Below are 22,996 nucleotides of genomic sequence, written 5' to 3'. Positions count from 1 at the left end.
GGCGCCACAATGGCCACATCTTTCTTGGCAATCAACACCGGCCCTTGCGCCGGTGTCAGTGGAGTGTTGGCGCTATGTGGCAAAGCTATCTGAACGGCATGCTGGTGGCCTTCGGCCTGATCATGGCCATCGGGGCGCAGAACGCCTTTGTCCTGGCCCAGAGCCTGCGTCGCGAACATCACCTGCCGGTGGCGGCGTTGTGCATCGTCTGCGATGCGCTGCTGGTGGCCGCCGGGGTGTTCGGCCTGGCCACGGTGCTGGCGCATAACCCAACGCTGCTGGCAGTGGCCCGCTGGGGCGGCGCGGTGTTCTTGATCTGGTACGGCGCCAAGGCCTTGCGCAGCGCCTGCTCCAAGCAGAGCCTGCAGCATCAGCAGGGCCAGGGCGTGCGCTCGCGCCGCGCAGTGCTGCTCAGCGCGCTGGCGGTGACCTTGCTCAACCCGCACGTTTACCTGGATACGGTGCTGTTGATCGGCTCGCTCGGCGCCCAGCAGACCGTGCCCGGCGCCTACGTGGCCGGTGCCGCCAGCGCTTCGCTGCTGTGGTTCACCACCCTGGCGGTGGGCGCTGCGTGGCTGGCGCCATGGCTGGCACGGCCGGCGACCTGGCGGATGCTGGACCTGATGGTGGCGGTGATGATGTTCGCGGTGGCGGCTCAACTGATTTTCAACTGACGATACACAGTGTGGGAGCGGGTTTACCCGCGAATGCGGCGGTTGCTGCAACATTGCATTCGCGGGTAAACCCGCTCCCACGTGTACACATCGACAATGGCCCCACAGCCCGCCGGTCAGCCGCGCCAACCGCTCTGGAACCTCTATTCCCTATAGTTGTTGCGTGGTTATGCGCAAGACCGGGTGCTATGATCCAGCCCTTGCGTCGCAAAGAGTACAAACTCGCCGACGCTCACCGGGCCGCCCGTGATCGGCCTTGCGCAAACCGCGAACAGACCTGAATCAGGAGATCCACCATGGCTTTTGAATTGCCGCCGCTGCCGTACGCCCACGATGCCCTGCAGCCGCACATCTCCAAGGAAACCCTGGAGTTTCACCACGACAAGCACCACAACACCTATGTCGTGAACCTGAACAACCTGGTCCCAGGCACCGAATTCGAAGGCAAGACCCTGGAAGAGATCGTCAAGACCTCTTCGGGCGGCATCTTCAACAACGCCGCTCAGATCTGGAACCACTCCTTCTACTGGGAATGCCTGTCGCCAAACGGCGGCGGCCAGCCGACCGGCGCCCTGGCTGATGCCATCAATGCCGCTTTCGGCTCCTTCGACAAGTTCAAGGAAGAGTTCACCAAGACTTCGGTCGGCACCTTCGGTTCCGGCTGGGGCTGGCTGGTGAAGAAAGCTGACGGCTCCCTGGCCCTGGCCAGCACCATCGGCGCCGGCTGCCCGCTGACCAGCGGCGACACCCCGCTGCTGACCTGCGACGTCTGGGAACACGCCTACTACATCGACTACCGCAACCTGCGTCCGAAGTACGTCGAGGCGTTCTGGAACCTGGTCAACTGGAAGTTCGTTGCCGAGCAGTTCGAAGGCAAGGTCTTCACCGCCTGATCAGCCAGGCATTGAAAAAACCCGGCAGCCGCCGGGTTTTTTTTCGCCTTTTTTCGCGCGTTGTCTGCCTTTGTGCTCTTGCTCAGCACGCAGAGCGCGCTAACATCAATTTTCTGGAAAGTTGATGCAGCGCACTCAAGTCGCATGGCCGTTCAACCGATATAGAGCCAAGGGCAATTCCGTCGATGGGCGGGCAATCGGTCGATAGTCTTATTGCCAGGATTGATGGCAAAATAATGGCATGCGCATGGATTAAGGAAACCCTTTGAAGCTGGAATTTCGCAACAGCTTGTCGGTGAAGTTGCTCAGGGTTGTGCTGCTCTCGGCGTTGGCGGTCGGTGTCGTGCTCAGCTGCGCGCAGATCGTCTATGACGTCTACAAGACCCGCCAGGCCGTGAACAGTGACGCCCAGCGCATTCTCGACATGTTCCGCGACCCTTCCACCCAGGCGGTGTACAGCCTCGACCGGGAAATGGGCATGCAGGTGATGGAAGGCCTGTTCCAGGACGAATCGGTGCGCATGGCCTCCATCGGCCACCCCAACGAAACCATGCTCGCGGAAAAATCCAGGCCGCTGCAGGACATGTCCATGCGCTGGCTGACCGACCCGATCCTTGGCCAGGAACGCACCTACACCACGCAACTGGTCGGCCGCGGCCCGTACAGCGAATACTACGGCGACCTGAGCATCACCCTCGACACCTCCAGCTACGGCGAAGGCTTCCTGATCAACGCCGTGATCATCTTCATTTCCGGGGTATTGCGCGCCCTGGCCATGGGCCTGGTGCTGTACCTGGTGTATCACTGGCTGCTGACCAAGCCGCTGTCGAAGATCATCGAGCACCTTACCCAGATCAACCCCGACCGCCCCAGCCAGCACCAGATTCCGCTGCTCAAGGGCCACGAGAAGAACGAACTGGGCATCTGGGTCAACACCGCCAACCAGTTGCTGGCGTCCATCGAGCGCAACACCCACCTGCGCCACGAAGCCGAGAACAGCCTGCAACGCATGGCCCAGTACGACTTCCTCACCGGCCTGCCCAACCGCCAGCAGTTGCAGCAGCAGCTGGACAAGATTCTCGACGACGGCGGCCGCCTGCAACGGCGCGTGGCCGTGCTGTGCGTGGGCCTGGACGACTTCAAGGGCATCAACGAGCAGTTCAGCTACCAGGTCGGCGACCAGTTGCTATTGGCCCTGGCCGACCGCCTGCGCGCCCACAGCGGCCGCCTGGGCGCCCTGGCCCGCCTGGGGGGCGACCAGTTCGCCCTGGTCCAGGCCAATATCGAACAACCCTACGAAGCCGCCGAGCTGGCCCAGAGTATCCTCGACGACCTCGAGGCGCCGTTCGACCTCGATCACCAGCAGATCCGCCTGCGCGCCACCATCGGCATCACCCTGTTCCCCGAGGACGGTGACAGTACCGAGAAGCTGCTGCAAAAAGCCGAACAGACCATGACCCTGGCCAAGGCCCGCTCGCGCAACCGCTACCAGTTCTACATCGCCAGCGTCGACAGCGAGATGCGCCGGCGCCGCGAACTGGAAAAGGACCTGCGCGAAGCCCTGCCGCGCAACCAGTTGTACCTGGTCTACCAACCGCAGATCAGCTACCGCGACCACCGTGTGGTCGGCGTCGAAGCACTGCTGCGCTGGCAGCACCCGGAGCTGGGCATGGTACCGCCGGACCAGTTCATCCCGCTGGCCGAACAGAACGGCAACATCATCACCATTGGCGAATGGGTACTCGACCAAGCCTGCCGCCAGCTGCGCGAGTGGCACGACCTGGGCTTCAGCGAACTGCGCATGGCGGTCAACCTGTCCACCGTGCAGTTGCACCATAACGAGCTGCCGCGGGTGGTCAACAACCTGCTGCAGGCCTACCGCCTACCACCGCGCAGCCTGGAGCTGGAGGTCACCGAGACCGGCCTGATGGAAGACATCAGCACCGCCGCCCAGCACCTGCTCAGCCTGCGCCGCTCCGGCGCGCTGATCGCCATCGACGACTTCGGCACCGGCTATTCCTCGCTCAGCTACCTGAAGTCGCTGCCGCTGGACAAGATCAAGATCGACAAGAGCTTCGTCCAGGACCTGCTCGACGACGACGACGACGCCACCATCGTCCGGGCCATCATCCAACTGGGCAAAAGCCTGGGGATGCAGGTCATCGCCGAAGGCGTGGAAACCGCCGAGCAGGAGAGCTACATCATCGCCCAGGGCTGCCACGAAGGTCAGGGCTACCACTACAGCAAGCCGCTGTCGTCGCGCGAGCTCACCGCGTTCCTCAAGCAGGCTCAGCGCAACCAGGTATCGGTGCTGTAACCCCCGCCACACATACCGATGCACCGCAAACGGGCGTTTGCATGAAATGCGCGCCCGCCCCTTTACAGCAAATGCAAATCTTTCGCATGATGTTGCGGTTTCGCGTGCCACGCCGCACGGTCCAACCACACGACGCAGGAAACCAATAATGATTCGTATGCCTCTGGCCTCCGCCAGTCTGCTGGCCATCGCCATCGCCCTCGCCGGTTGCGGCGAAGGCAAGAACGACAAGGCCGCCGCGCCGCAAGCCCAGGCACCTGCCGCCGCCAGCACCACCGCCGCCGCACCGGGCGCTGTCGACGAAGCTGCCGGCAAGGCCGTGGTCAAGCATTACACCGAGATGGTCTACGCCGTGTACAGCGACTCGCTGAGCACCGCCAAGCAGCTGCAAACCGCTGTGGACGCGTTCCTCGCCAGCCCCAACGACCAGACCCTGAAGGCCGCGAAAGAAGCCTGGGCCGCCGCCCGCGTACCCTACCTGCAGAGCGAGGCGTTCCGCTTCGGCAACACCATCATCGACGACTGGGAAGGCCAGGTGAACGCCTGGCCCCTGGACGAAGGCCTGATCGACTACGTCGACAAGAGCTACGAGCACGCCCTGGGCAACCCGGCTGCCGGCGCCAACATCATCGCCAACACCGAAATCCAGGTTGGCGAAGACAAGGTCGACGTCAAGGACATCACCCCCGAGAAGCTGGCCAGCCTGAACGAGCTGGGCGGTTCCGAAGCCAACGTCGCCACTGGCTACCACGCCATCGAATTCCTGCTCTGGGGCCAGGACCTCAACGGTACCGGCCCTGGCGCCGGCAACCGCCCAGCGTCGGACTACCTGGAAGGCAAAGGCGCCACCGGCGGCCACAACGACCGCCGCCGTGCCTACCTGAAATCGGTCACCCAACTGCTGGTCAAAGACCTCGAAGAGATGGTCGGCAACTGGGCACCGAACGTTGCCGACAACTACCGCGCCACCCTGGAAGCAGAGCCGGTCAACGACGGCCTGCGCAAGATGCTGTTCGGCATGGGCAGCCTGTCGCTGGGCGAACTGGCCGGCGAGCGCATGAAGGTCTCGCTGGAAGCCAACTCGCCGGAAGACGAGCAGGACTGCTTCAGCGACAACACCCACTACTCGCACTTCTATGACGCCAAGGGCATCCGCAACGTCTACCTGGGCGAGTACACCCGCACCGACGGCACCAAGCTGAGCGGCCCGAGCCTGTCGTCGCTGGTGGCCAAGGCCGACCCGGCCGCCGACGCCACCCTCAAGGCCGACCTGGAAGCCACCGAAGCCAAGCTGCAGGTGATCGTCGACCACGCGCTCAAAGGCGAGCACTACGACCAGTTGATCGCCGCCGACAACGCTGCCGGCAACCAGATCGTGCGTGACGCCATCGCGTCGCTGGTCAAGCAGACCGGCGCGATCGAGCAGGCCGCAGGCAAGCTGGGCATCGACAACCTGAACCCGGACACCGCTGATCACGAGTTCTGATCTGCGACAGCGGCTCACAAGAGGCGGCCTTTGGGCCGCCTTTTTTACATGTTTCACCCACACAAATCCCTGTGGGAGCGGGTTTACCCGCGAATCAGGCGACTCGGTACCTGGCACCGGCTACGCCGGTGTTCGCGGGTAAACCCGCTCCCACAGGGTGCACGACATGTCCGCGATTTCATCCAGCAATTGCAAATTGCTCTTATTCAAAAACAGCCGGCCTGATAAGCTTGCACGCCGGTTTTTCGCCCACGCCCAGGATTGTCGATGTCCTTGCTCCGCCTAAGCCCCCTGCTGCTGGCCTTCACCCTTGCCGCCTGTGACGACGCCCCGCGTTTCACCCAGGCCGAGCCCGGTGAAGCCCTCTCCGGCGGCCAGGCAACGGTGCAGCGCAGTGACCGCAACGCCTTCTCCCTGCCCTCGGCCAACCTCAGCCCCGAGCGGCGCCTGGACTTCGCCGTGGGCAACAGCTTCTTTCGCAGCCCCTGGGTGATCGCCCCGTCCACCACCACCGCCCGTGATGGCCTGGGCCCATTGTTCAACACCAACGCCTGCCAGAACTGCCACGTGCGTGACGGCCGCGGCCACCCGCCGGAACCCGGCGACAGCAACGCGGTGTCGATGCTGGTACGCCTGTCGATCCCCGATCAGCCCTACTACGCCCAGGTTATCGAACGCCTGGGCGTGGTGCCTGAGCCGGTGTATGGCACCCAGCTGCAGGACATGGCCGTGCCCGGCGTGGCGCCGGAGGGCAAGGTACGGGTGAGCTACGACAGCCAGACCGTCACCTTCAAGGACGGCCACCAGGTCGAGTTGCGCCGCCCCACCCTGCAGATCACCCAGCTCGGCTACGGCCCGATGCATCCCGATACCCGCTTCTCGGCCCGCATCGCCCCACCGATGATCGGCCTCGGCCTGCTCGAAGCCATCGCCGAAGCCGATATCCTGGCCAACGAAGACCCGGATGACCGCAACCACGACGGCATCCGCGGCCGTGCCAACCGGGTCTGGGACGACGCCCAGGGCAAGACGGTGGTCGGCCGCTTCGGCTGGAAGGCCGGGCAACCCAACGTCAACCAGCAGAATGTGCATGCCTTCGCCGGTGACATGGGCCTGACCAGCACGCTGCTGCCCAAGGACGACTGCACCCCGACCCAGGTCGACTGCCTGGCCGCGCCCAATGGCGATGGTGCCGATGGCGAAAAAGAGGTCAGCGACAACCTCCTGCGCCTGGTCACCTTCTACACCCGCAACCTGGGCGTACCGGCCCGCCGCGACGTCGCGGCCCCGCAGGTAATGGCCGGCAAGAACCTGTTCTACCAGGCCGGTTGCCAAAGCTGCCACACCCCGCAGTTCACCACCGCCGCCGATGCCGCCGAGCCCGAGTTGGCCAACCAGGTGATACGCCCTTACAGCGACCTGCTGCTGCACGACATGGGCCCGGGCCTGAGCGACGAGCGCACCGAGTTCGCCGCCAACGGCCAGGATTGGCGCACCCCGCCACTGTGGGGCATCGGCCTGAGCCAGACCGTCAGCAGCGACGCCCGCTTCCTCCACGATGGCCGTGCCCGCGACCTGCTCGAAGCCGTGCTCTGGCACGGCGGCGAGGCCCAGGCGGCGCGCGACCAGGTACTGACGTTCAATGCCGAGCAGCGCGCCGCGCTGCTGGCCTTCCTGAATTCACTTTAAACGCGCTAAGGAGCCGGGCATGTTCCGACCCAAACTGTTGTTCACCAGCCTCGCCGCACTCGCCCTCGGCGCCTGCTCGCCGCAGGACCCGCAAGCCGTGACCTCCGCCGCCATCGCCAAGCAAGTGATCCTGCCGACCTACAGCCGCTGGGTCGAGGCCGACCGCGTGCTGGCCGCCAGCGCCCTGGCCTACTGCGAAGGCAAGACCTCGCTGGACAGCGCCCGCGCCGACTTCCTCAACGCGCAGAAAGCCTGGGCCGAACTGCAACCGCTGCTGGTCGGCCCGCTGGCCGAAGGCAACCGCGCCTGGCAGGTGCAGTTCTGGCCAGACAAGAAGAACCTGGTGGGCCGCCAGGTCGAGCAATTGGTCAATGGCGACAAGCCAGTCGATGCCGAGGCACTGAGCAAGGCCAGCGTCGTGGTGCGCGGCCTGTCCGCCTACGAGTACATCCTGTTCGACAGCAAGCCGGACATGGCCACGGCCGAACAGAAGGCGCGTTACTGCCCACTGCTGGTGGCAATCGGCGAGCACCAGAAGGTGCTGGCCGAGGACATCCTCAAGACCTGGAACAGCACCGACGGCATGCTGTCGCAGATGACCAAGTTCCCCAACCAGCGCTACGCTGACTCCCACGAAGCGATCGCCGACCTGCTGCGCGCCCAGGTCACCGGCCTGGACACCCTGAAGAAGAAACTCGGTGCGCCAATGGGTCGCCAGAGCAAGGGCATCCCACAACCGCTGCAGGCCGAAGCCTGGCGCAGCCATTCTTCGCTCAAGAGCCTGGAAGCTTCGCTCAAGGCCGCCCAGACCGTCTGGTCCGGGGTCGATAACCAAGGCCTGCGCGGCCTGCTGGGCAAAGACCAGGCGGCGCTGGCACAGAAGATCGACGACGCCTACGCAGCCACCCTCAAGCTGCTGGCCGACAACCAGAAGACCCTCGGCGAGCTGCTGGCCGACGAAGCCGGGCAGCAGGCGCTGAACCAGATCTACGACAGCCTGAACGTCCTCCATCGCTTGCATGAAGGCGACCTGGCCAAGGCGCTCAACATTCAGCTGGGCTTCAACGCCAACGACGGTGACTGATCATGCTGCGACGCCAGGCGATCAAACTCGGTAGCGTACTGCTCAGCGCCCTGACCCTGGGCGGCTGGAGCCTGCTGCGCAACAAAGGCAGCGAGCCCTTGCTGCTCTCGGCGCGCGACGATGGCGACGGCAAGCACTACGCCGTCGGCTTCCGCCTGGACGGCACCCAGGTGTTCAGCACCCAGGTGGCCCAGCGTTGCCACGCGATCATCAACCACCCCGAACTGCCCATCGCCCTGTTCGTTGCCCGCCGGCCCGGCACCGAAAGCTACCTGATCGACCTGCGCGACGGGCGCCTGCTGCAAACCGTCACCTCGCAGCCGCACCGCCACTTCTACGGCCATGCGGTGATTCACAAGGGCGGCGAATGGCTGTACACCACCGAGAACGACACCACCGACCCTGGCCGTGGCGTGCTGGGTGTGTACCGCTTCGAAGGTGAGCGCCTGGTGCACACCGGCGAGCTCTCGACCCACGGCATCGGCCCCCACGAAGTGGCCTGGCTGCCCGACGGCGAGACGCTGGTGGTGGCCAACGGCGGCATCCGCACCGAGGCCGAAAGCCGAGTAGAGATGAACCTCGACGCCATGCAGCCGAGCCTGGTGCTGATGCAGCGCGACGGCACTCTGCTGAGCAAGGAAACCCTGGCCCAGCAGATGAACAGCGTGCGCCACCTGGCGGTGGGCGACGACGGCACCATCGCCGCCTGCCAGCAGTTCATGGGCAGCTCGGAGGAGACTGCCGAGCTGCTGGCGATCAAACGCCCCGGCGAGCCGTTCAAGGCCTTCCCGGTGCCCGAGCGGCAGCTGCAGTCGATGGCCCAGTACACCGCCAGTGTCGCCATCCACAGCGACCTGCGCCTGGTGGCGCTGACCGCGCCACGGGCAAACCGCTTGTTCATCTGGGACCTGGACAGCGGCGCGGTGAAGCTCGATGCGCCGATGCCCGATTGCGCCGGGGTGGGTGCGGTGCAGGATGGTTTCGTCGTGACCTCCGGGCAGGGGCGTTGCCGCTTCTACGACTGCCGCAAGGCAGAGCTGATCGGGCAACCGATGAACCTGCCGTCCGGGTTCTGGGACAATCACCTGCACCTGGCCTGATTGTTCGGCCCTATCGCCGGCAAGCCGGCTCCCACAAAAAGCCATGCGCTGCTCCTGTGGGAGCCGGCTTGCCGGCGATGAGGCACTGCCAGGCAACACGGCAACCTCCCCTTTTCCCAATTCTCGACAAAAGCCGGCTCCCACAAGAAGCCATGCGCTGTCCCTGTGGGAGCCGGCTTGCCGGCGATGAGGCACTGCCAGGCAGCGCGACAACCTCCTCTTTTCTCAATTCTCGACAATACTTGCCCCATCGCACGTGGGCAGGATCGCCCGTGGTCGCGCGTAATCCATAACAACCTCGCATCCAGGGAACCGGACCATGTTGCGCCGCCGCATGCTGATCATGTTGGCCGTTGTCTTGCTGATCGTGCTGATCCTGGGGGGCATCAAGGCCTTCTCGATCTATAAACAGGTGCAGATGTTCAGCCAGCCCAAACCGCCGGTCAGCGTTGCCGCGGCCCAGGCCGAACTGCGCCAGTGGCAGCAGCGCCTGCCGGCGGTCGGCAGCCTCAAGGCCTACCAGGGCGTGGAGCTGAGCCTGGAGGTGGCCGGCACGGTCAAGTCGCTGCACTTCGAGTCGGGCCAGCAGGTCAAGGCCGGGCAACTGCTGCTGCAACTGGACCACGACCAGGAAACCGCGCTGCTCGGCACCGCCCAGGCCGACCTCAACCTGGCCAAGGTCGACTTCGGCCGCGGCAGCCAGCTGGTCGGCGACTCGGCCATTTCCCGCGGTGAATACGACCGCCTGACCACCCAGTACCGACGCAACCAGGCGGTGGTCGATCAACTCAAGGCGTCGCTGGCGAAAAAAAGCATCAGCGCGCCGTTCAGCGGCACCATCGGCATTCGCCAGGTGGATGTCGGCGCCTACCTCGCCAGTGGCACGGTGATCGCCACCCTGCAGGACCTGTCCAGCCTCTACGTCGACTTCAACGTGCCCGAGCAGGCGCTGCCGCACCTGAGCCTGGGCCAACAGGTGCTGGTGCAGGTGGCGGCCTACCCGGGCCAGACCTTCCCCGCCAGCCTCAGTGCGATCAACCCAAAGGTCGAGGAAAGCACACGCAACCTGCTGGCCCGCGCCACGCTGGCCAACCCGGACGGCAAGCTGCTGCCGGGTATGTTCGCCAGCCTGCAACTGCTGCTGCCCAACCCGCAGCCGCAAGTGGTGGTGCCGGAAAACGCCATCACCTTCACGCTGTATGGCAACTCGGTCTATGTAATCAGCCCGAAGAAGACCGAAGAGGGCCAGCCAGTGCCCGGTGCCGACGGCCAACCGCAGTTGATTGCCGAACAGCGCACCGTGCAGACCGGCGAACGGCGCGATGGCTGGGTGGTGGTGAGCAAGGGCCTGCAGGCCGGCGACCAGGTGGTGACCGCCGGCCAGCTCAAGCTGAGCCCCGGCGCAGCCATCCGTATCAGCGACGACCAGGCCCTGAAACCTGCCGCGCCCGGCGCGAACTGAACGGGAGGCGGCCATGGCATTCACCGACCCGTTCATCCGTCGCCCGGTATTGGCCAGCGTGGTCAGCCTGCTGATCCTGCTGCTGGGCCTGCAAGCCTGGAACAAGCTGCAGATCCGCCAGTACCCAGCCATGGAAAACGCCCTGATCACGGTGACCACCGCCTACCCCGGGGCCAACGCCGAGACCATCCAGGGCTACATCACCCAACCGCTGCAACAGAGCCTGGCCAGCGCCGACGGCATCGACTACATGACCTCGGTGAGCCGGCAGAACTTCTCGGTGATCTCGGTCTACGCACGCATCGGTGCCGACACCGACCGCCTGTTCACCCAGCTGCTGGCCAAGGCCAACGAGGTGCGCAACAAGCTGCCGCAGGACTCGGAAGACCCGGTGCTGAGCAAGGAAGCCGCCGACGCCTCGGCGCTGATGTACATCAGCTTCTACAGCACCCAGATGAGCAACCCGCAGATCACCGACTACCTGTCGCGGGTGATCCAGCCCAAGCTGGCCACCCTGCCTGGCATGGCCGAAGCGCAGATCCTCGGCAACCAGGTGTTCGCCATGCGCATCTGGATCGACCCGGTGAAGCTGGCCGGCTTCGGCCTGTCGGCGGTGGACGTGACCAGTGCGGTGCGCCGTTACAACTTCCTCGCCGCCGCCGGTGAGGTGAAGGGCGAGTACGTGGTGACCAGCATCAACGCCAGCACCGAACTCAAGACTGCCGAGGCCTTCGCCGCCCTGCCGGTCAAGACCGCCGGCGACAGCCGGGTACTGCTGGGCGATGTAGCGCGCATCGAGATGGGCGCCGAGAACTACGACACGGTCAGTTCGTTCGACGGCACGCCGTCGGTGTACATCGGCATCAAGGCCACCCCGGCGGCCAACCCGCTGGACGTGATCAAGGAAGTGCGCAAGCTGATGCCGCAGCTGGAGGAAGAACTGCCGTCGAGCCTCAAGGTGTCGATCGCCTACGACGCCACGCTGTTCATCCAGGCCTCGATCAATGAAGTGATCAAGACCCTGGGCGAGGCGGTGCTGATCGTCATTGTCGTGGTGTTCTTGTTCCTCGGCGCCCTGCGCTCGGTGGTGATTCCGGTGGTGACCATCCCGCTGTCGATGATCGGCGTGCTGTTCTTCATGCAGATGATGGGCTACTCGCTGAACCTGCTGACACTGCTGGCCATGGTCCTGGCCATCGGCCTGGTGGTGGACGACGCCATCGTGGTGGTGGAGAACATCCACCGCCATATCGAAGAAGGCAAGACCCCGTTCGAGGCGGCACTGGAAGGCGCGCGGGAGATCGCCTTGCCGGTGGTGTCGATGACCATCACCCTGGCGGCCGTGTACGCACCGATCGGGTTTCTCACTGGCTTGACCGGTGCCTTGTTCAAGGAGTTCGCCCTTACGCTGGCGGGTGCGGTGATCATTTCCGGGATCGTCGCCCTGACCCTGTCGCCGATGATGTGCGCCCTGCTGTTGCGCCACGAGCAGAATCCCACTGGCCTGGCCCATCGCCTGGACCTGATCTTCGAGAGCCTCAAGCTGCGTTACCAGCACCTGCTGCATGGCACCCTCGACAGCCGCCCGGTGGTGCTGGTGTTCGCCGTGCTGATCCTGTGCCTGATCCCGGTGCTGCTGATGTTCACCCGCAACGAACTGGCGCCGGACGAGGACCAGGGGGTGATCTTCATGATGAGCAGCTCGCCGCAGACCGCCAACCTCGACTACCTCAATGCCTACACCGACAAGTTCACGCCGTTGTTCAGGACCTTCCCCGAGTATTACTCGTCGTTCCAGATCAACGGCTTCAATGGCGTGCAAACCGGTATTGGCGGCTTTTTGCTCAAGCCGTGGAGCGAACGCGAACGCACGCAGATGGCGTTGCTGCCGCTGGTGCAGGCCGAGCTTTCACAGATCGGCGGCCTGCAGATCTTCGGCTTCAACCTGCCCTCGCTGCCCGGCACCGGTGAAGGGTTGCCGTTCCAGTTCGTGATCAACACCGCCGGTGACTACCCTGCCCTGCTCGATGTGGCGCAGCGCATCAAGGCCCGCGCCGAGGCCTCGGGCAAGTTCGCGTTCCTCGATATCGACCTGGCCTTCGACAAGCCTGAAGTGCTGATCGACATCGACCGCGCCAAGGCAGCACAGATGGGCGTGTCGATGGACGCCCTGGGCGGCACGCTTGCCACCTTGCTCGGCGAAGCAGAGATCAATCGCTTCACCCTCGAAGGCCGCAGCTACAAGGTGATCGCGCAGGTAGAACGGCCCTACCGCGCCAACCCGGGCTGGCTGAACAATTACTACGTGAAGAACGACCATGGCCAATTGTTGCCGCTGTCGACCCTGATCACCCTCAGCGACCGCGCCCGGCCGCGCCAGCTCAACCAGTTCCAGCAGCTCAATTCGGCGATCATCCAGGGGGTGCCTATGGTGAGCATGGGCGAGGCGCTGGACACCGTGCGGGCCATCGCCCGCGAGGAAGCGCCTGAAGGCTTCTCGGTCGACTATGCCGGTACGGCGCGGCAGTTCGTGCAGGAAGGCAGCGCGCTGTGGATGACCTTTGGCCTGGCCCTGGCGATCATCTTCCTGGTGCTGGCGGCGCAGTTCGAGAGTTTCCGTGATCCGTTGGTGATTTTGGTGACGGTGCCGTTGTCGATCTGTGGGGCGTTGTTGCCGCTGTTCCTTGGGGTGTCGAGCATGAACATCTACACCCAGGTGGGACTGGTGACCTTGATCGGGCTGATTACCAAGCACGGCATCCTGATCGTCGAGTTTGCCAATCAGTTGCGGGAGGAAAAGGGCCTGGGGGTGCGTGAGGCGATCGAGGAGGCGGCGGCGATTCGCCTGCGGCCGGTGCTGATGACCACGGCGGCCATGGTGTTTGGCATGGTGCCGTTGATTCTGGCGACCGGGGCTGGGGCGGTCAGCCGGTTTGATATCGGGCTGGTGATTGCTACGGGGATGTCGATTGGGACGTTGTTTACGTTGTTTGTGTTGCCTTGCATTTATACGGTGTTGGCGCATAAGGGGCGGGGGTTGGCTGGGTGAGTTTTTGATTTTGGGTTCGGGTTCGGGCCCGAGTTTCAGAGTGTTTGTTTTGATAGATGTATGCGCATTCGGCGGCGATGGCGACTTTTAATCATCTTTCCGCCCTTACGGCGGGTTACTTTGGTCTTGGTGTATGGACTTGAGACATCGTTGACACCTGTGCGGGGACATGGTGGACACATTATCGCTTACCGTCGGGGTTGTTGAAGTCGATGGTTCGCAGCTTGTGTTGGCAGAAGTAAACATCAAAATGGTCAGCTCCTTGATCGCTACGGCGGAGCGCTAACACATAGCCCGCTAGCGCCTTCGCTATCCGAAATGAGCGCTTCTTGAAGCGGAACTGACTGCTGTAGGGCTTCACCAGAATATCGTCGGGACCGTATTCAATGGTCGGTAGACGGCTTGGGAAAGCCCGCCTGCTCATCTGGTAGCGATCTGCCGGCACTTTGTAGTCCAGTTGCTGATGAGGACGCTTGTAGTTGTAGATGCCCCGCCAGAGGTCGAAAGCTTCCTGCGCTTCTCGCAGATCCCGAAAGCTGCGCCCTGTCAGTACCTCGGCCTTGAGCGTCCGATGGAATCGCTCATCCTTGCCATTGGTTTGTGGGTGGCCTGGCCTGCTGAAAGTCAGTCGAATTCCCAGGCGAACCAGCCAGATACCTAGCGGTGTGAGTTCTCCAGGATTTCTTGGTGCTCCCCAGGGCGAGCCATTATCCGCGTTGATCTGCGCAGGCAGTCCATACCGGCTGAATAGATCGGTCAGGTGCTCCATGACCAACCCTGTGCGCTGATGTGCGCAGGCCTGTATCACAAGGTTGAAGCGAGAGTGGTCATCAATCAGCGTCAGCGGATAACAAGGTCCCTGGGCCGTTTGGAAGAAGCCTTTAAAATCGATCTGCCACAGATCATTTGGGGCTTCGCGCTCAAAGCGTGTCCATGGTTTAGCAGCCTCAGAGGCCTCTGCGGTGATCAATCCATGCCGATGCAGGACATTGGTTACGGTGCTGGCACAGATTCGCTGATCAAGCAGATGACTGATCTTTCGGCCACCCCACGTGGAGTGCTCCTTACGGATGGCAATCACTTCCTCTTCTAGCCCAGGCTGAGTCTTGCGAGGGCTGACGGCCGGCTTTCGAGAGCGCTCCTGCAAGCCAGGCAGGCCGTCCTGTCGAAATCGGTTGAGCCATTTGTAACCCGTCTGAGGGCTAATGCCGAACCGGCGGCACAGCTCCCTCATGTTGGCGTCCGGGTGATTGGCCAGGTTAACGAACTCTTCTCTCAAGCTCATGGCATCTCTCGCGTTCCAAGGCATGGTCGTATTCCCGGCAGATTGCTTGCCGAAAAGTGTCCACCATGTCTCCGCACACGTGTCCACCATGTGTCCGGTCCATACACCAAGACCAAAGTAACCCGCCGTAAGGGCGGAAAGGTGACTACGCGTCGACATCACAAATGAATGCGCATACAACTTCCAACACAAACACCAAACACCAAACACCAAAACGCCAGAAGTCCACATAAACTTCTGGCGCCTAAATCAAACAACCAAACAACCTATCAACCAAACGGCCGCAGCCCCTGCCTCATCCCAAACAGAAACAGCAGAAAATCATGATCCGGCTTAACGGACACCTGCTCGACCTTCGCCTCCCGCGGCAGCGGGCAGAAACCACCCACCTCGGCCTTGCTGAACACCGTCAGCCCCGGCTGCTCCCAGGCCGCCGCAGCCACCGTGGTCACCGCCAATGCCCCAACAAGAAACAAAGCTCGAGCGATTTCTAGTTTCATTGCTCTAACCCTTTGACCGCGCTGCCAAACGCCATCTGGTAAAAATAGAGCAAGGTCTGCCATTCCGCGTCAGTGATCGACGAATGGCGCCGCAGCTGACGCAAATCGTTGTACGCCGCACGTTGGCAGCTGATTCGCCGCCGGCACTTCTCCAGATCGAGCAAAGCCACTTCAGCCCGGGCCTGCTCACCGGTCCCGATCACCTTGACGAACACATGCTTGCCGTAGAGACAGCCATGCTGCCAGTGCCCCAGATGCATCCGCGCCAGGTTGTCGGCAAGGTCCTTGAACATCCGCTCATGGACTGCCTGGGGATAACGTTCACGAGCGCCTTCGCTGTACCAGGTATCCAGGTCGACAAAACCGTCCAACGCTTCGCTTACCAACAGCGCACGCCACTGGTGATCGGCATCGCGCTCAGCACCGGCAAACACGATACGCGGTACACGCACACCCAACTGCTCGAAACTGTTCAAGGCATCGAGTTCGCGCAAGACCGTGGGCCGACCGAACGGATGCAGCAGGCTGCGGTAGATGTGGCCAACCTGGCGTTTGGCATACAGCAGTTGGCCGCTGGCATCGCACAGGCGTTGCACGCCGCTTTCGCCGCCACGCCGCTGATTGGGTTCCTCGACCCATTCACCCTGCTGCTGCCAGTAGAAGTCGAACTGCCCTGACGCTTTCTGCACTGCCGCCATCAATCACTACCCCTTACGTAAAACGTATACGCGCCACATCGCGTAGAACGGCAAGAAGTCGAGCCGTTCCTGAATTCTGAAACCTGCAGCCGTAAATTCTTCTTCAACTGTAGCCGCCGGTAACACAAAGCGGTTCTGGTAGCTGTCCTGCTGGGCTCTGACACTGCGCCGTGCTTCAAGTTTCTTGCGCCGCCATGCCTTGAAGTTGCCATCCACCCACAGTGACAGAATCACACTGTCGCGGCTAACCCTTTGAAATTCTGAAAGAATCGTCTTGCGGTGGGCCGGGTCACCGATGTGGTGGAACAGGCGCATGCAAAAGATGCTATCCACCGCGTTGTCAGGTAGGTCAATGGCAAAGGCCGAAGTTTGCAAAGGGCGTACCCGTGCCACCACCTCTGGCGGTTGTGCGGCACAGGCTGTCTCTATCATCGCTGCGGAATTGTCGGCGCCGATGATCACACGGTTGGGCTTTTCCGCCAGCAGCGGCCAGAAGCGCCCGGCACCGCAGGGCAGGTCAAGGACCAGGCCCGGCTCGCCGGCCAAGGCCAGGGCATGCCGGGCCATCTGCTCGTCACGCTTGTGCGACAGCCGCCTGGCCAAGCCATCCTGGTGTTTGAGGAAGTAGTCGCGGGCATGATCCCGATCGTACTTTTCGGAAAATTCGAGTTTGATGGGGCTACGCATCGAGCATCTCCTGACTCCAATGCGCTCACGTTAGGTAAGTGCGCGTAGGAATCAGGTTATGCAGATGTGAAAAAACCGTGATCAAACAGAACAGGTGTTACAAGACGTTAACTTGGATCCAGAACCTTACTGCCCGTCCTGATCCTCACCGACCATCTTGTTACCCTGGCTCAGGTCTACCTGGAAACGGCATCCGTGGGGCTGCGTGGTGCTCAGGGTGACGCGCCAGCCCTGGTCATCGCAGATCCGCTGCACCAACGACAGCCCCAGGCCCAGCCCCTCGCCACGGCGCTCGTCACCGCGCACGAACGGGCGGAACATCGCTTCGCGCTGCTCCTCCGGGATACCCACCCCGCTATCCTCGACACTGAACCCGTTGGGCTCCAGGCTCAGGCGGATATAGCCGCCATCGGTGTAGTGGGCGGCGTTGCGCAACAGGTTGCCCATCACCGATTGCAGGAAGGTGGCGTTGTACAGCGTAGGGCCGGCGCTCACCCGGCCATCGTAGTAAAGCGCCAGGCCCTTCTGTTCGATGGTGTCACGCCATACGGCGGTCAGATCATCACCCACTTCACGCAAGGTCGCCTGGGCGGCGATTGCGCCTTCATCACGTTGCGCGCGAGCCAGCATGAGGAACGTCTTGACCAGCTCACGCATCTCCTCGGTGGCCCGTGCGATGCGCTCGACCTGGCTGCGCGCACGGCTGTCCAGGTTAGGGTTTTCAATCAGCAGCTCGCACGAAGTGGCCAGCACCATCAACGGTGTACGTAGCTCATGGCTGACGTCGCTGGTAAACAGCCGTTCACGGGTCAGCGCATCACGCAACCGGCCCAGGGTATCGTCGAAGGCCACCGCCAGCTGCCCTACCTCGTCCGCCGCGTAATCCGGCGCCAGCGGTGGCGCCAGGCCGAGCAACTGGTCGCGATGACGCACCTGGCGAGCCAGGCGGATCACCGGCGCCATCACTCGTCGCGCCAACACCCAACCGAGGATCACCGCCAGTGCCAGGCTGAGCACGAAGCCCACCACCACCACGGCGAACAGCACCCTCTCACGCTCCTCGAAATCGCTCTGGTCCTGCAGCAGCACATAGCGCCGGCCATCGACGATCTCGACCATCGCGTGATACGACAACTGGTCGCGGAACACCTCATGGAAGCCTGGTTCCAGATGCCGCAAGTCCTTGGGCAGCTCGAAATCATCACGCCCGCCGCTGAAGTAGAACAGTTGGTCCGGGCGCGGCCGGTGGCTCCAGTCGCTGACGCTGTCCATGCGCAACAGACGCTGCAGGTCGCCGCCGAGCACCGAGGAAATCAAGCGCTCCTCGACCAGATGCACGGTGGCGACAATGCCGAAGGCAAAGGCCCCGGCCACCAACGCGCTCATCAACGCAAAGGCGATGATGATGCGCTGGGCAAGGCTCTGCTTAAACTCCATCGCGGCCCTCGGCGAGGCGATAGCCGACGCCATGGACGGTATGCAGCAGGGGTTTGTCGAACGGTTTGTCGATCACCTGGCGCAGTTGATGGACGTGGCTGCGCAGGCTGTCGCTGTCGGGGCAATCATCGCCCCACAGGGCCTCCTCCAGCACTTCGCGGCGCAGCACGTGGGGGCTCTTCTGCATCAGCACGGCGAGTAGCTTGAGGCCCACCGGGTTGAGCTTGAGCAGGCGGCCCTGGCGGGTCACTTCGAGCGTGTCGAGGTCATAGCTCAGGTCGGCCACCTGCAAGGTACGGCGACCTCCGCCCTGGGCCCGGCGCAGTACCGCTTCGATGCGCGCGGCCAGTTCGGACAAGGCGAATGGCTTGAGCAGGTAATCATCGGCACCGGAGCGGAAGCCTTGCAGACGATCATCCAGCTGGTCGCGGGCGGTCAGCATGATCACCGGGGTATCGCGGCGGGCATCCTCGCGCAGGCGCTTGCACAGCGTGTAGCCGTCGATGCCGGGGAGCATGATGTCGAGCACGATCAGGTCGTAATGCTCGGTAGCGGCCAGGTGCAGGCCCGACAGGCCATCCTGGGCGCAGTCCACCGTGTAGCCTTTCATGCCCAGGTAGTCGGCCAGGTTGGCAAGAATGTCGCGGTTGTCTTCAACCAAAAGAATACGCATCGGGGTCTCCTGTACCGCGCTTCGCTCGGCGGCAGCTTAAGGCCATCGCCCGCGCTGTGCCAGCCCTCGGGAAAATTCACCAAGCTTTACAGTTTTTTCACCGAACCTTCACGGACACAGGATAGCGGGCACCCGACAATGCCCGGTCTTTTTCCACCCCTGGAGCTGTCATGCAGGAAACCATTCGCCCACGCCCGATCAATCCGTGGCTCTACCTGGGCATCCCTTTCGTTACCATCGTTGCGTTGATCCTGCTGGAATGGACATCGGTAGACATGGACCTGGCCAACCTGTTCTTCGACCGGGCTGCCGGGGAGTTCATCGGGCGCCACAGCTATGTGCTGGAGACCATCCTGCACGACCGGGTCAAGCAGGTGGTGATCGCCTTGAGCCTGGTGGCGGTCGCAGCGTTCATCGCCAGCTTCTTCTGGCAACGCCTGTTCGGCTGGCGTCGTGAACTGGGCTGCCTGGTGCTGGCACTGGGCCTGTCCACGGCCTTTGTCACCCCGCTCAAGCAACTGACCCAGGTACAGTGCCCGTGGAGCCTGAGCCAGTTCGGCGGCAGCGAAACCTACAGCAAGCTGCTCGAGCCACGCCCGGCTACCGACAAGGCTGGCCTGTGCTGGCCGGGCGGCCATGCGGCGACCGGGTTCTGCCTGTTTGCGCTGTTCTTCGTGCTGCGCGATCGCCGGCCGCGCCTGGCCAAGGCGGCGCTGGGGCTGGCGTTCGTGGCCGGGTCGGTGCTGTCGGTGGGCAGGATGATGCAGGGTGCGCACTTTCTCTCGCACAACATCTGGACAGCGGTGTTCTGCTGGCTGATCGGGTTGGGCTGTTACTACCTGGTGCTGTATCGCCGGGGGATGGCGACGGCACCGGTGGCCGAGCGCAGCGTTGCCTGATGGTGGGGCCGCTGCGCGCCCCATCGCCGGCAAGCCGGCTCCCACAGGGTCGAGGTCTGCGCGGCCCGCGTGGGAGCCGGCTTGCCGGCGATGGGCTGCACAGCAGCCCTAAAGGCAGCGACAAACAAAAAGCCCCGCACTAGGCGGGGCTTTTCATTACAGCTGGGGGTAAGGCTGGCTTACATCATGCCGCCCATGCCACCCATGCCGCCCATGTCAGGCATGCCAGCAGCTGGCTTGTCTTCCGGCAGGTCGGCAACCATGGCTTCGGTGGTGATCATCAGACCGCCGATCGAAGCAGCAGCTTGCAGGGCCGAACGGGTAACCTTGGCTGGGTCCAGGATGCCCATCTCGATCATGTCGCCGTATTCGCCGGTAGCGGCGTTGTAGCCGTAGTTGCCCGAACCTTGCTTGACCTTGTCAGCGACAACGCTTGGCTCGTCGCCGGCGTTGGCAGTGATCTGACGCAGCGGGGCTTCGACAGCGCGACGCAGCAGGGCGATACCGACGTTCTGGTCTTCGTTGTCGCCTTTGAGGTCAGCAATGGCCGACAGGGCACGCACCAGGGCAACACCACCGCCAGGCACCACGCCTTCTTCGACGGCTGCGCGGGTTGCGTGCAGGGCGTCTTCAACGCGGGCTTTCTTCTCTTTCATTTCAACTTCGGTGCCTGCACCGACCTTGATCACGGCAACACCGCCAGCCAGTTTGGCCAGACGCTCTTGCAGCTTCTCACGGTCGTAGTCCGAAGAGGTTTCTTCGATCTGGGCACGGATCTGTTTGACGCGGGCTTCGATCTCGGTGTCAGCGCCAGCACCATCGATGATGGTGGTGTTTTCCTTGGACAGGATGACGCGCTTGGCGTTACCCAGGTGCTCCAGGGTGGCGGTTTCCAGGGACAGGCCGATTTCTTCGGAGATGACCTGGCCGCCGGTCAGGACGGCGATGTCCTGCAGCATGGCCTTGCGGCGGTCGCCGAAGCCTGGTGCCTTGACCGCAGCAACCTTGACGATGCCGCGCATGTTGTTGACGACCAGGGTAGCCAGGGCTTCGCCTTCAACGTCTTCGGCAACGATCAGCAGCGGACGGCCGGACTTGGCAACGGCTTCCAGTACTGGCAGCAGTTCGCGGATGTTGGAGATCTTCTTGTCGACCAGCAGCAGCAGCGGGCCTTCCAGCTCGGCAACCATGGTGTCCGGCTTGTTGATGAAGTACGGCGACAGGTAGCCGCGGTCGAACTGCATGCCTTCTACGACGGACAGTTCGTTTTCCAGGCCCGAGCCTTCTTCAACGGTGATCACGCCTTCTTTGCCGACTTTTTCCATGGCTTCGGCGATGATTTCACCGATGGAGTTGTCGGAGTTGGCGGAGATGGTACCGACCTGGGCGATGGCCTTGGAATCAGCGCATGGCTTGGACAGGTTCTTCAGCTCGGCGACAACGGCGGCGGTTGCCTTGTCGATGCCGCGCTTGAGGTCCATCGGGTTCATGCCGGCAGCGACGGCTTTCAGGCCTTCGTTGACGATGGCCTGAGCCAGGACGGTAGCGGTGGTGGTGCCGTCACCGGCAGCGTCGTTGGCCTTGGAAGCAACTTCCTTGACCAGCTGGGCGCCCATGTTTTCGAAGGCGTCTTTCAGCTCGATTTCTTTGGCGACGGAAACGCCGTCCTTGGTGATGGTCGGCGCGCCGAAGCTCTTGGCCAGGACCACGTTACGGCCTTTCGGGCCCAGGGTCGCTTTTACCGCGTCAGCCAGAACGTTGACACCAACCAGCATTTTCTTACGGGCGGAATCGCCGAATTTTACGTCTTTAGCAGCCATGATCGTTTAATCCTTGGAATTCTTTGGAGTAACGGGAAGTCGGGGAAATCAGCCTTCGACAACGGCCAGGATTTCGTTCTCGGCCATGACCAGCAGGTCTTCGCCATCGACTTTCACGGTGTTGCTGCCCGAGTAAGGGCCGAAAACCACTTTGTCACCCACTTTCACGGCCAGCGCGCGAACTTCGCCGTTGTCCAGGATGCGACCGGTGCCGACGGCGACGACTTCGCCGCGGTTCGGTTTTTCAGCGGCCGAACCCGGCAGGACGATACCGCCAGCGGTTTTCGATTCTTCTTCGCTGCGACGGATGACGACGCGGTCATGCAGAGGACGAAGCTTCATTGTCGATCTCTCCCAAATAGTGGTTTTCATCGGCCGGTGTCAGCACCGGCGGGTTGATGCGGTCCGGCGTTGCCGGGGGTGGCCCGCGAAGGGCGAACCACCTGTGTCATGTCTGGTGTCACCACCAGAAACCTTGCGGTGACCACATACATGAGGCCGCCTTATTCGATTACAAGGCTTGATACGGAAATTTTTTCATCAGGGGATTCATTGGACCTGCCTCTCCCTGCCCCCTGAATCGGCAGGTTCCTGTAGGAGCGGCCTTGTGTCGCGAAAGGGCCGCGTAGCGGCCCCAGCAATCTTTGCGTCAACGCCGAAATCCTGGGGCCGCTGCGCAGCCCTTTCGCGACACAAGGCCGCTCATACAGAGGTATTGCAATTACTTGTCGCGGCGCTCGTACTCGCCTTCGATCACATTGGGGCGATGGCCGGGATCACGGGGCTGGCCCTGGAACGGGTCGTCCTGGAACGCCCGCTGGCGCAGGGCCTGCTCTTCGGCACGGCGGCGCAGCTTGCCAGCCACCAGGCGGCGGGTGAACGGCAGCAGGCACAGCAGGCCCAGCACGTCACTGATGAAGCCCGGCAGCAGCAGCAGGCCACCACCCACCGCCATCATCAGCCCCTGGAACATTTCTTCGGCGGGCAACTCGCCACGCTGCAGGCTCTCACGGGCACGCAGGGCGGTCGCGAGGCCAGCTACGCGCATCACCAATATCCCCAGTGCGGAGCCGGCAATGATCAACAGCAGCGCCGGGAAGAAACCGATGGCCGCGCTGACCTTGACGAAGACGAACAGCTCCAGCACAGGGAAAAGGAGAAACAGCAGTAAAAAGGCACGCATCACTCATTCCTCGACGGAAGAACATCTTCCTGTAGGAGCATCAGATGGATGCGTGCAGGC

19 protein-coding genes are annotated in these 22,996 nt (G+C 62.9%); 10 read left to right on the top strand and 9 right to left on the bottom strand.

Going from position 1 to position 22,996, the window contains the following annotated elements; translation table 11 throughout:
* Positions 1–74 precede the first annotated feature (74 nt).
* From LOY51_RS05170 to LOY51_RS05130, 9 genes are all read left to right on the top strand, one after another.
* Positions 75–674, top strand: coding sequence for a LysE/ArgO family amino acid transporter (locus LOY51_RS05170; protein WP_125462754.1), 600 nt, complete (start codon positions 75–77; stop codon positions 672–674).
* A 296-nt stretch (positions 675–970) separates the two neighbouring features.
* Positions 971–1,567, top strand: a complete 597-nt coding sequence (locus LOY51_RS05165; protein ID WP_125462752.1) for a superoxide dismutase — start codon at positions 971–973, stop codon at positions 1,565–1,567.
* A gap of 265 nt (positions 1,568–1,832) precedes the next feature.
* The gene (locus LOY51_RS05160) at positions 1,833–3,884 is read left to right on the top strand and encodes a putative bifunctional diguanylate cyclase/phosphodiesterase (RefSeq protein ID WP_125462751.1); all 2,052 of its coding nucleotides are present in this window, start codon (positions 1,833–1,835) and stop codon (positions 3,882–3,884) included.
* A 148-nt stretch (positions 3,885–4,032) separates the two neighbouring features.
* Positions 4,033–5,370 carry an imelysin family protein gene (locus tag LOY51_RS05155; RefSeq protein ID WP_258645057.1) on the top strand — a complete coding sequence of 446 codons (1,338 nt, stop codon included), beginning with the start codon at positions 4,033–4,035 and terminating at the stop codon, positions 5,368–5,370.
* A gap of 261 nt (positions 5,371–5,631) precedes the next feature.
* Positions 5,632–7,059 (top strand): di-heme oxidoreductase family protein, encoded by a 1,428-nt coding sequence (locus tag LOY51_RS05150; RefSeq protein WP_258645048.1) that lies wholly within the window; start codon positions 5,632–5,634, stop codon positions 7,057–7,059.
* A 19-nt stretch (positions 7,060–7,078) separates the two neighbouring features.
* Positions 7,079–8,143 (top strand): imelysin family protein, encoded by a 1,065-nt coding sequence (locus LOY51_RS05145; RefSeq protein WP_125462748.1) that lies wholly within the window; start codon positions 7,079–7,081, stop codon positions 8,141–8,143.
* Between the two features lie 2 nt (positions 8,144–8,145).
* Positions 8,146–9,243, top strand: coding sequence for a DUF1513 domain-containing protein (locus LOY51_RS05140; protein WP_125857553.1), 1,098 nt, complete (start codon positions 8,146–8,148; stop codon positions 9,241–9,243).
* A 319-nt stretch (positions 9,244–9,562) separates the two neighbouring features.
* The gene (locus tag LOY51_RS05135; protein ID WP_125857552.1) at positions 9,563–10,705 is read left to right on the top strand and encodes an efflux RND transporter periplasmic adaptor subunit; all 1,143 of its coding nucleotides are present in this window, start codon (positions 9,563–9,565) and stop codon (positions 10,703–10,705) included.
* A 13-nt stretch (positions 10,706–10,718) separates the two neighbouring features.
* Positions 10,719–13,754 (top strand): multidrug efflux RND transporter permease subunit, encoded by a 3,036-nt coding sequence (locus LOY51_RS05130; protein WP_258645045.1) that lies wholly within the window; start codon positions 10,719–10,721, stop codon positions 13,752–13,754.
* Positions 13,755–13,935: 181 nt separating this feature from the next.
* On the opposite strand, the gene LOY51_RS05125 is transcribed toward LOY51_RS05130, so the two are convergent.
* The 6 genes from LOY51_RS05125 to colR form a co-directional block, all read right to left on the bottom strand.
* A complete protein-coding gene (locus LOY51_RS05125) occupies positions 13,936–15,063 on the bottom strand; it encodes an IS481 family transposase (protein ID WP_258641705.1) in 1,128 nt (375 codons plus the stop codon).
* A 245-nt stretch (positions 15,064–15,308) separates the two neighbouring features.
* Positions 15,309–15,539, bottom strand: coding sequence for a hypothetical protein (locus LOY51_RS05120; RefSeq protein ID WP_258645039.1), 231 nt, complete (start codon positions 15,537–15,539; stop codon positions 15,309–15,311).
* Positions 15,536–16,237, bottom strand: coding sequence for a lipopolysaccharide kinase InaA family protein (locus LOY51_RS05115; protein ID WP_125462743.1), 702 nt, complete (start codon positions 16,235–16,237; stop codon positions 15,536–15,538). Before LOY51_RS05115 ends, LOY51_RS05120 begins: the two co-directional genes overlap by 4 nt.
* Positions 16,238–16,243: 6 nt before the next feature.
* Positions 16,244–16,924, bottom strand: a complete 681-nt coding sequence (locus tag LOY51_RS05110; RefSeq protein ID WP_125462742.1) for a class I SAM-dependent methyltransferase — start codon at positions 16,922–16,924, stop codon at positions 16,244–16,246.
* 126 nt (positions 16,925–17,050) lie between these two features.
* Positions 17,051–18,361: a sensor histidine kinase gene (locus LOY51_RS05105; RefSeq protein WP_125857550.1), complete on the bottom strand. Its 1,311-nt coding sequence runs from the start codon at positions 18,359–18,361 to the stop codon at positions 17,051–17,053.
* The gene (gene colR, locus LOY51_RS05100; RefSeq protein ID WP_028689695.1) at positions 18,351–19,034 is read right to left on the bottom strand and encodes a two-component system response regulator ColR; all 684 of its coding nucleotides are present in this window, start codon (positions 19,032–19,034) and stop codon (positions 18,351–18,353) included. Before colR ends, LOY51_RS05105 begins: the two co-directional genes overlap by 11 nt.
* A 170-nt stretch (positions 19,035–19,204) precedes the next feature.
* Here colR and LOY51_RS05095 point away from each other — a divergent pair, with 170 nt between their 5' ends.
* Complete coding sequence (locus LOY51_RS05095; protein ID WP_125462740.1) at positions 19,205–19,933, top strand: phosphatase PAP2 family protein; 729 nt, start codon at positions 19,205–19,207, stop codon at positions 19,931–19,933.
* Between the two features lie 179 nt (positions 19,934–20,112).
* On the opposite strand, the gene groL is transcribed toward LOY51_RS05095, so the two are convergent.
* The 3 genes from groL to LOY51_RS05080 all read right to left on the bottom strand — a co-directional run bounded on the left by groL (position 20,113) and on the right by LOY51_RS05080 (position 22,936).
* Positions 20,113–21,753, bottom strand: coding sequence for a chaperonin GroEL (groL, locus tag LOY51_RS05090; protein WP_125462739.1), 1,641 nt, complete (start codon positions 21,751–21,753; stop codon positions 20,113–20,115).
* 48 nt (positions 21,754–21,801) lie between these two features.
* Positions 21,802–22,095 (bottom strand): co-chaperone GroES, encoded by a 294-nt coding sequence (locus LOY51_RS05085; RefSeq protein ID WP_016488938.1) that lies wholly within the window; start codon positions 22,093–22,095, stop codon positions 21,802–21,804.
* 379 nt (positions 22,096–22,474) lie between these two features.
* Positions 22,475–22,936 (bottom strand): FxsA family protein, encoded by a 462-nt coding sequence (locus LOY51_RS05080; protein ID WP_258645020.1) that lies wholly within the window; start codon positions 22,934–22,936, stop codon positions 22,475–22,477.
* Positions 22,937–22,996 lie beyond the last annotated feature (60 nt).

Source organism: Pseudomonas sichuanensis (assembly GCF_024749065.1).
In the GTDB taxonomy this organism is placed as follows: Bacteria; Pseudomonadota; Gammaproteobacteria; order Pseudomonadales; family Pseudomonadaceae; genus Aquipseudomonas; species Aquipseudomonas sichuanensis.
Note: the sequence above shows the minus strand (reverse complement) of the source record. Positions and strands in the feature narration are given on the sequence as shown.

Bases quoted from the DNA above. Each gene is read 5' to 3' on its own strand.
- LOY51_RS05170 (WP_125462754.1), top strand. From the start codon at position 75: ATGTGGCAAAGCTATCTGAACGGCATGCTGGTGGCCTTCGGCCTGATC.
- LOY51_RS05165 (WP_125462752.1), top strand. From the start codon at position 971: ATGGCTTTTGAATTGCCGCCGCTGCCGTACGCCCACGATGCCCTGCAG.
- LOY51_RS05155 (WP_258645057.1), top strand. From the start codon at position 4,033: ATGATTCGTATGCCTCTGGCCTCCGCCAGTCTGCTGGCCATCGCCATC.
- LOY51_RS05145 (WP_125462748.1), top strand. From the start codon at position 7,079: ATGTTCCGACCCAAACTGTTGTTCACCAGCCTCGCCGCACTCGCCCTC.
- LOY51_RS05140 (WP_125857553.1), top strand. From the start codon at position 8,146: ATGCTGCGACGCCAGGCGATCAAACTCGGTAGCGTACTGCTCAGCGCC.
- LOY51_RS05135 (WP_125857552.1), top strand. From the start codon at position 9,563: ATGTTGCGCCGCCGCATGCTGATCATGTTGGCCGTTGTCTTGCTGATC.
- LOY51_RS05130 (WP_258645045.1), top strand. From the start codon at position 10,719: ATGGCATTCACCGACCCGTTCATCCGTCGCCCGGTATTGGCCAGCGTG.
- LOY51_RS05125 (WP_258641705.1), bottom strand. From the start codon at position 15,063: ATGCCTTGGAACGCGAGAGATGCCATGAGCTTGAGAGAAGAGTTCGTT.
- LOY51_RS05120 (WP_258645039.1), bottom strand. From the start codon at position 15,539: ATGAAACTAGAAATCGCTCGAGCTTTGTTTCTTGTTGGGGCATTGGCG.
- LOY51_RS05115 (WP_125462743.1), bottom strand. From the start codon at position 16,237: ATGGCGGCAGTGCAGAAAGCGTCAGGGCAGTTCGACTTCTACTGGCAG.
- LOY51_RS05110 (WP_125462742.1), bottom strand. From the start codon at position 16,924: ATGCGTAGCCCCATCAAACTCGAATTTTCCGAAAAGTACGATCGGGAT.
- LOY51_RS05105 (WP_125857550.1), bottom strand. From the start codon at position 18,361: ATGGAGTTTAAGCAGAGCCTTGCCCAGCGCATCATCATCGCCTTTGCG.
- colR (WP_028689695.1), bottom strand. From the start codon at position 19,034: ATGCGTATTCTTTTGGTTGAAGACAACCGCGACATTCTTGCCAACCTG.
- LOY51_RS05095 (WP_125462740.1), top strand. From the start codon at position 19,205: ATGCAGGAAACCATTCGCCCACGCCCGATCAATCCGTGGCTCTACCTG.
- groL (WP_125462739.1), bottom strand. From the start codon at position 21,753: ATGGCTGCTAAAGACGTAAAATTCGGCGATTCCGCCCGTAAGAAAATG.
- LOY51_RS05085 (WP_016488938.1), bottom strand. From the start codon at position 22,095: ATGAAGCTTCGTCCTCTGCATGACCGCGTCGTCATCCGTCGCAGCGAA.
- LOY51_RS05080 (WP_258645020.1), bottom strand. From the start codon at position 22,936: ATGCGTGCCTTTTTACTGCTGTTTCTCCTTTTCCCTGTGCTGGAGCTG.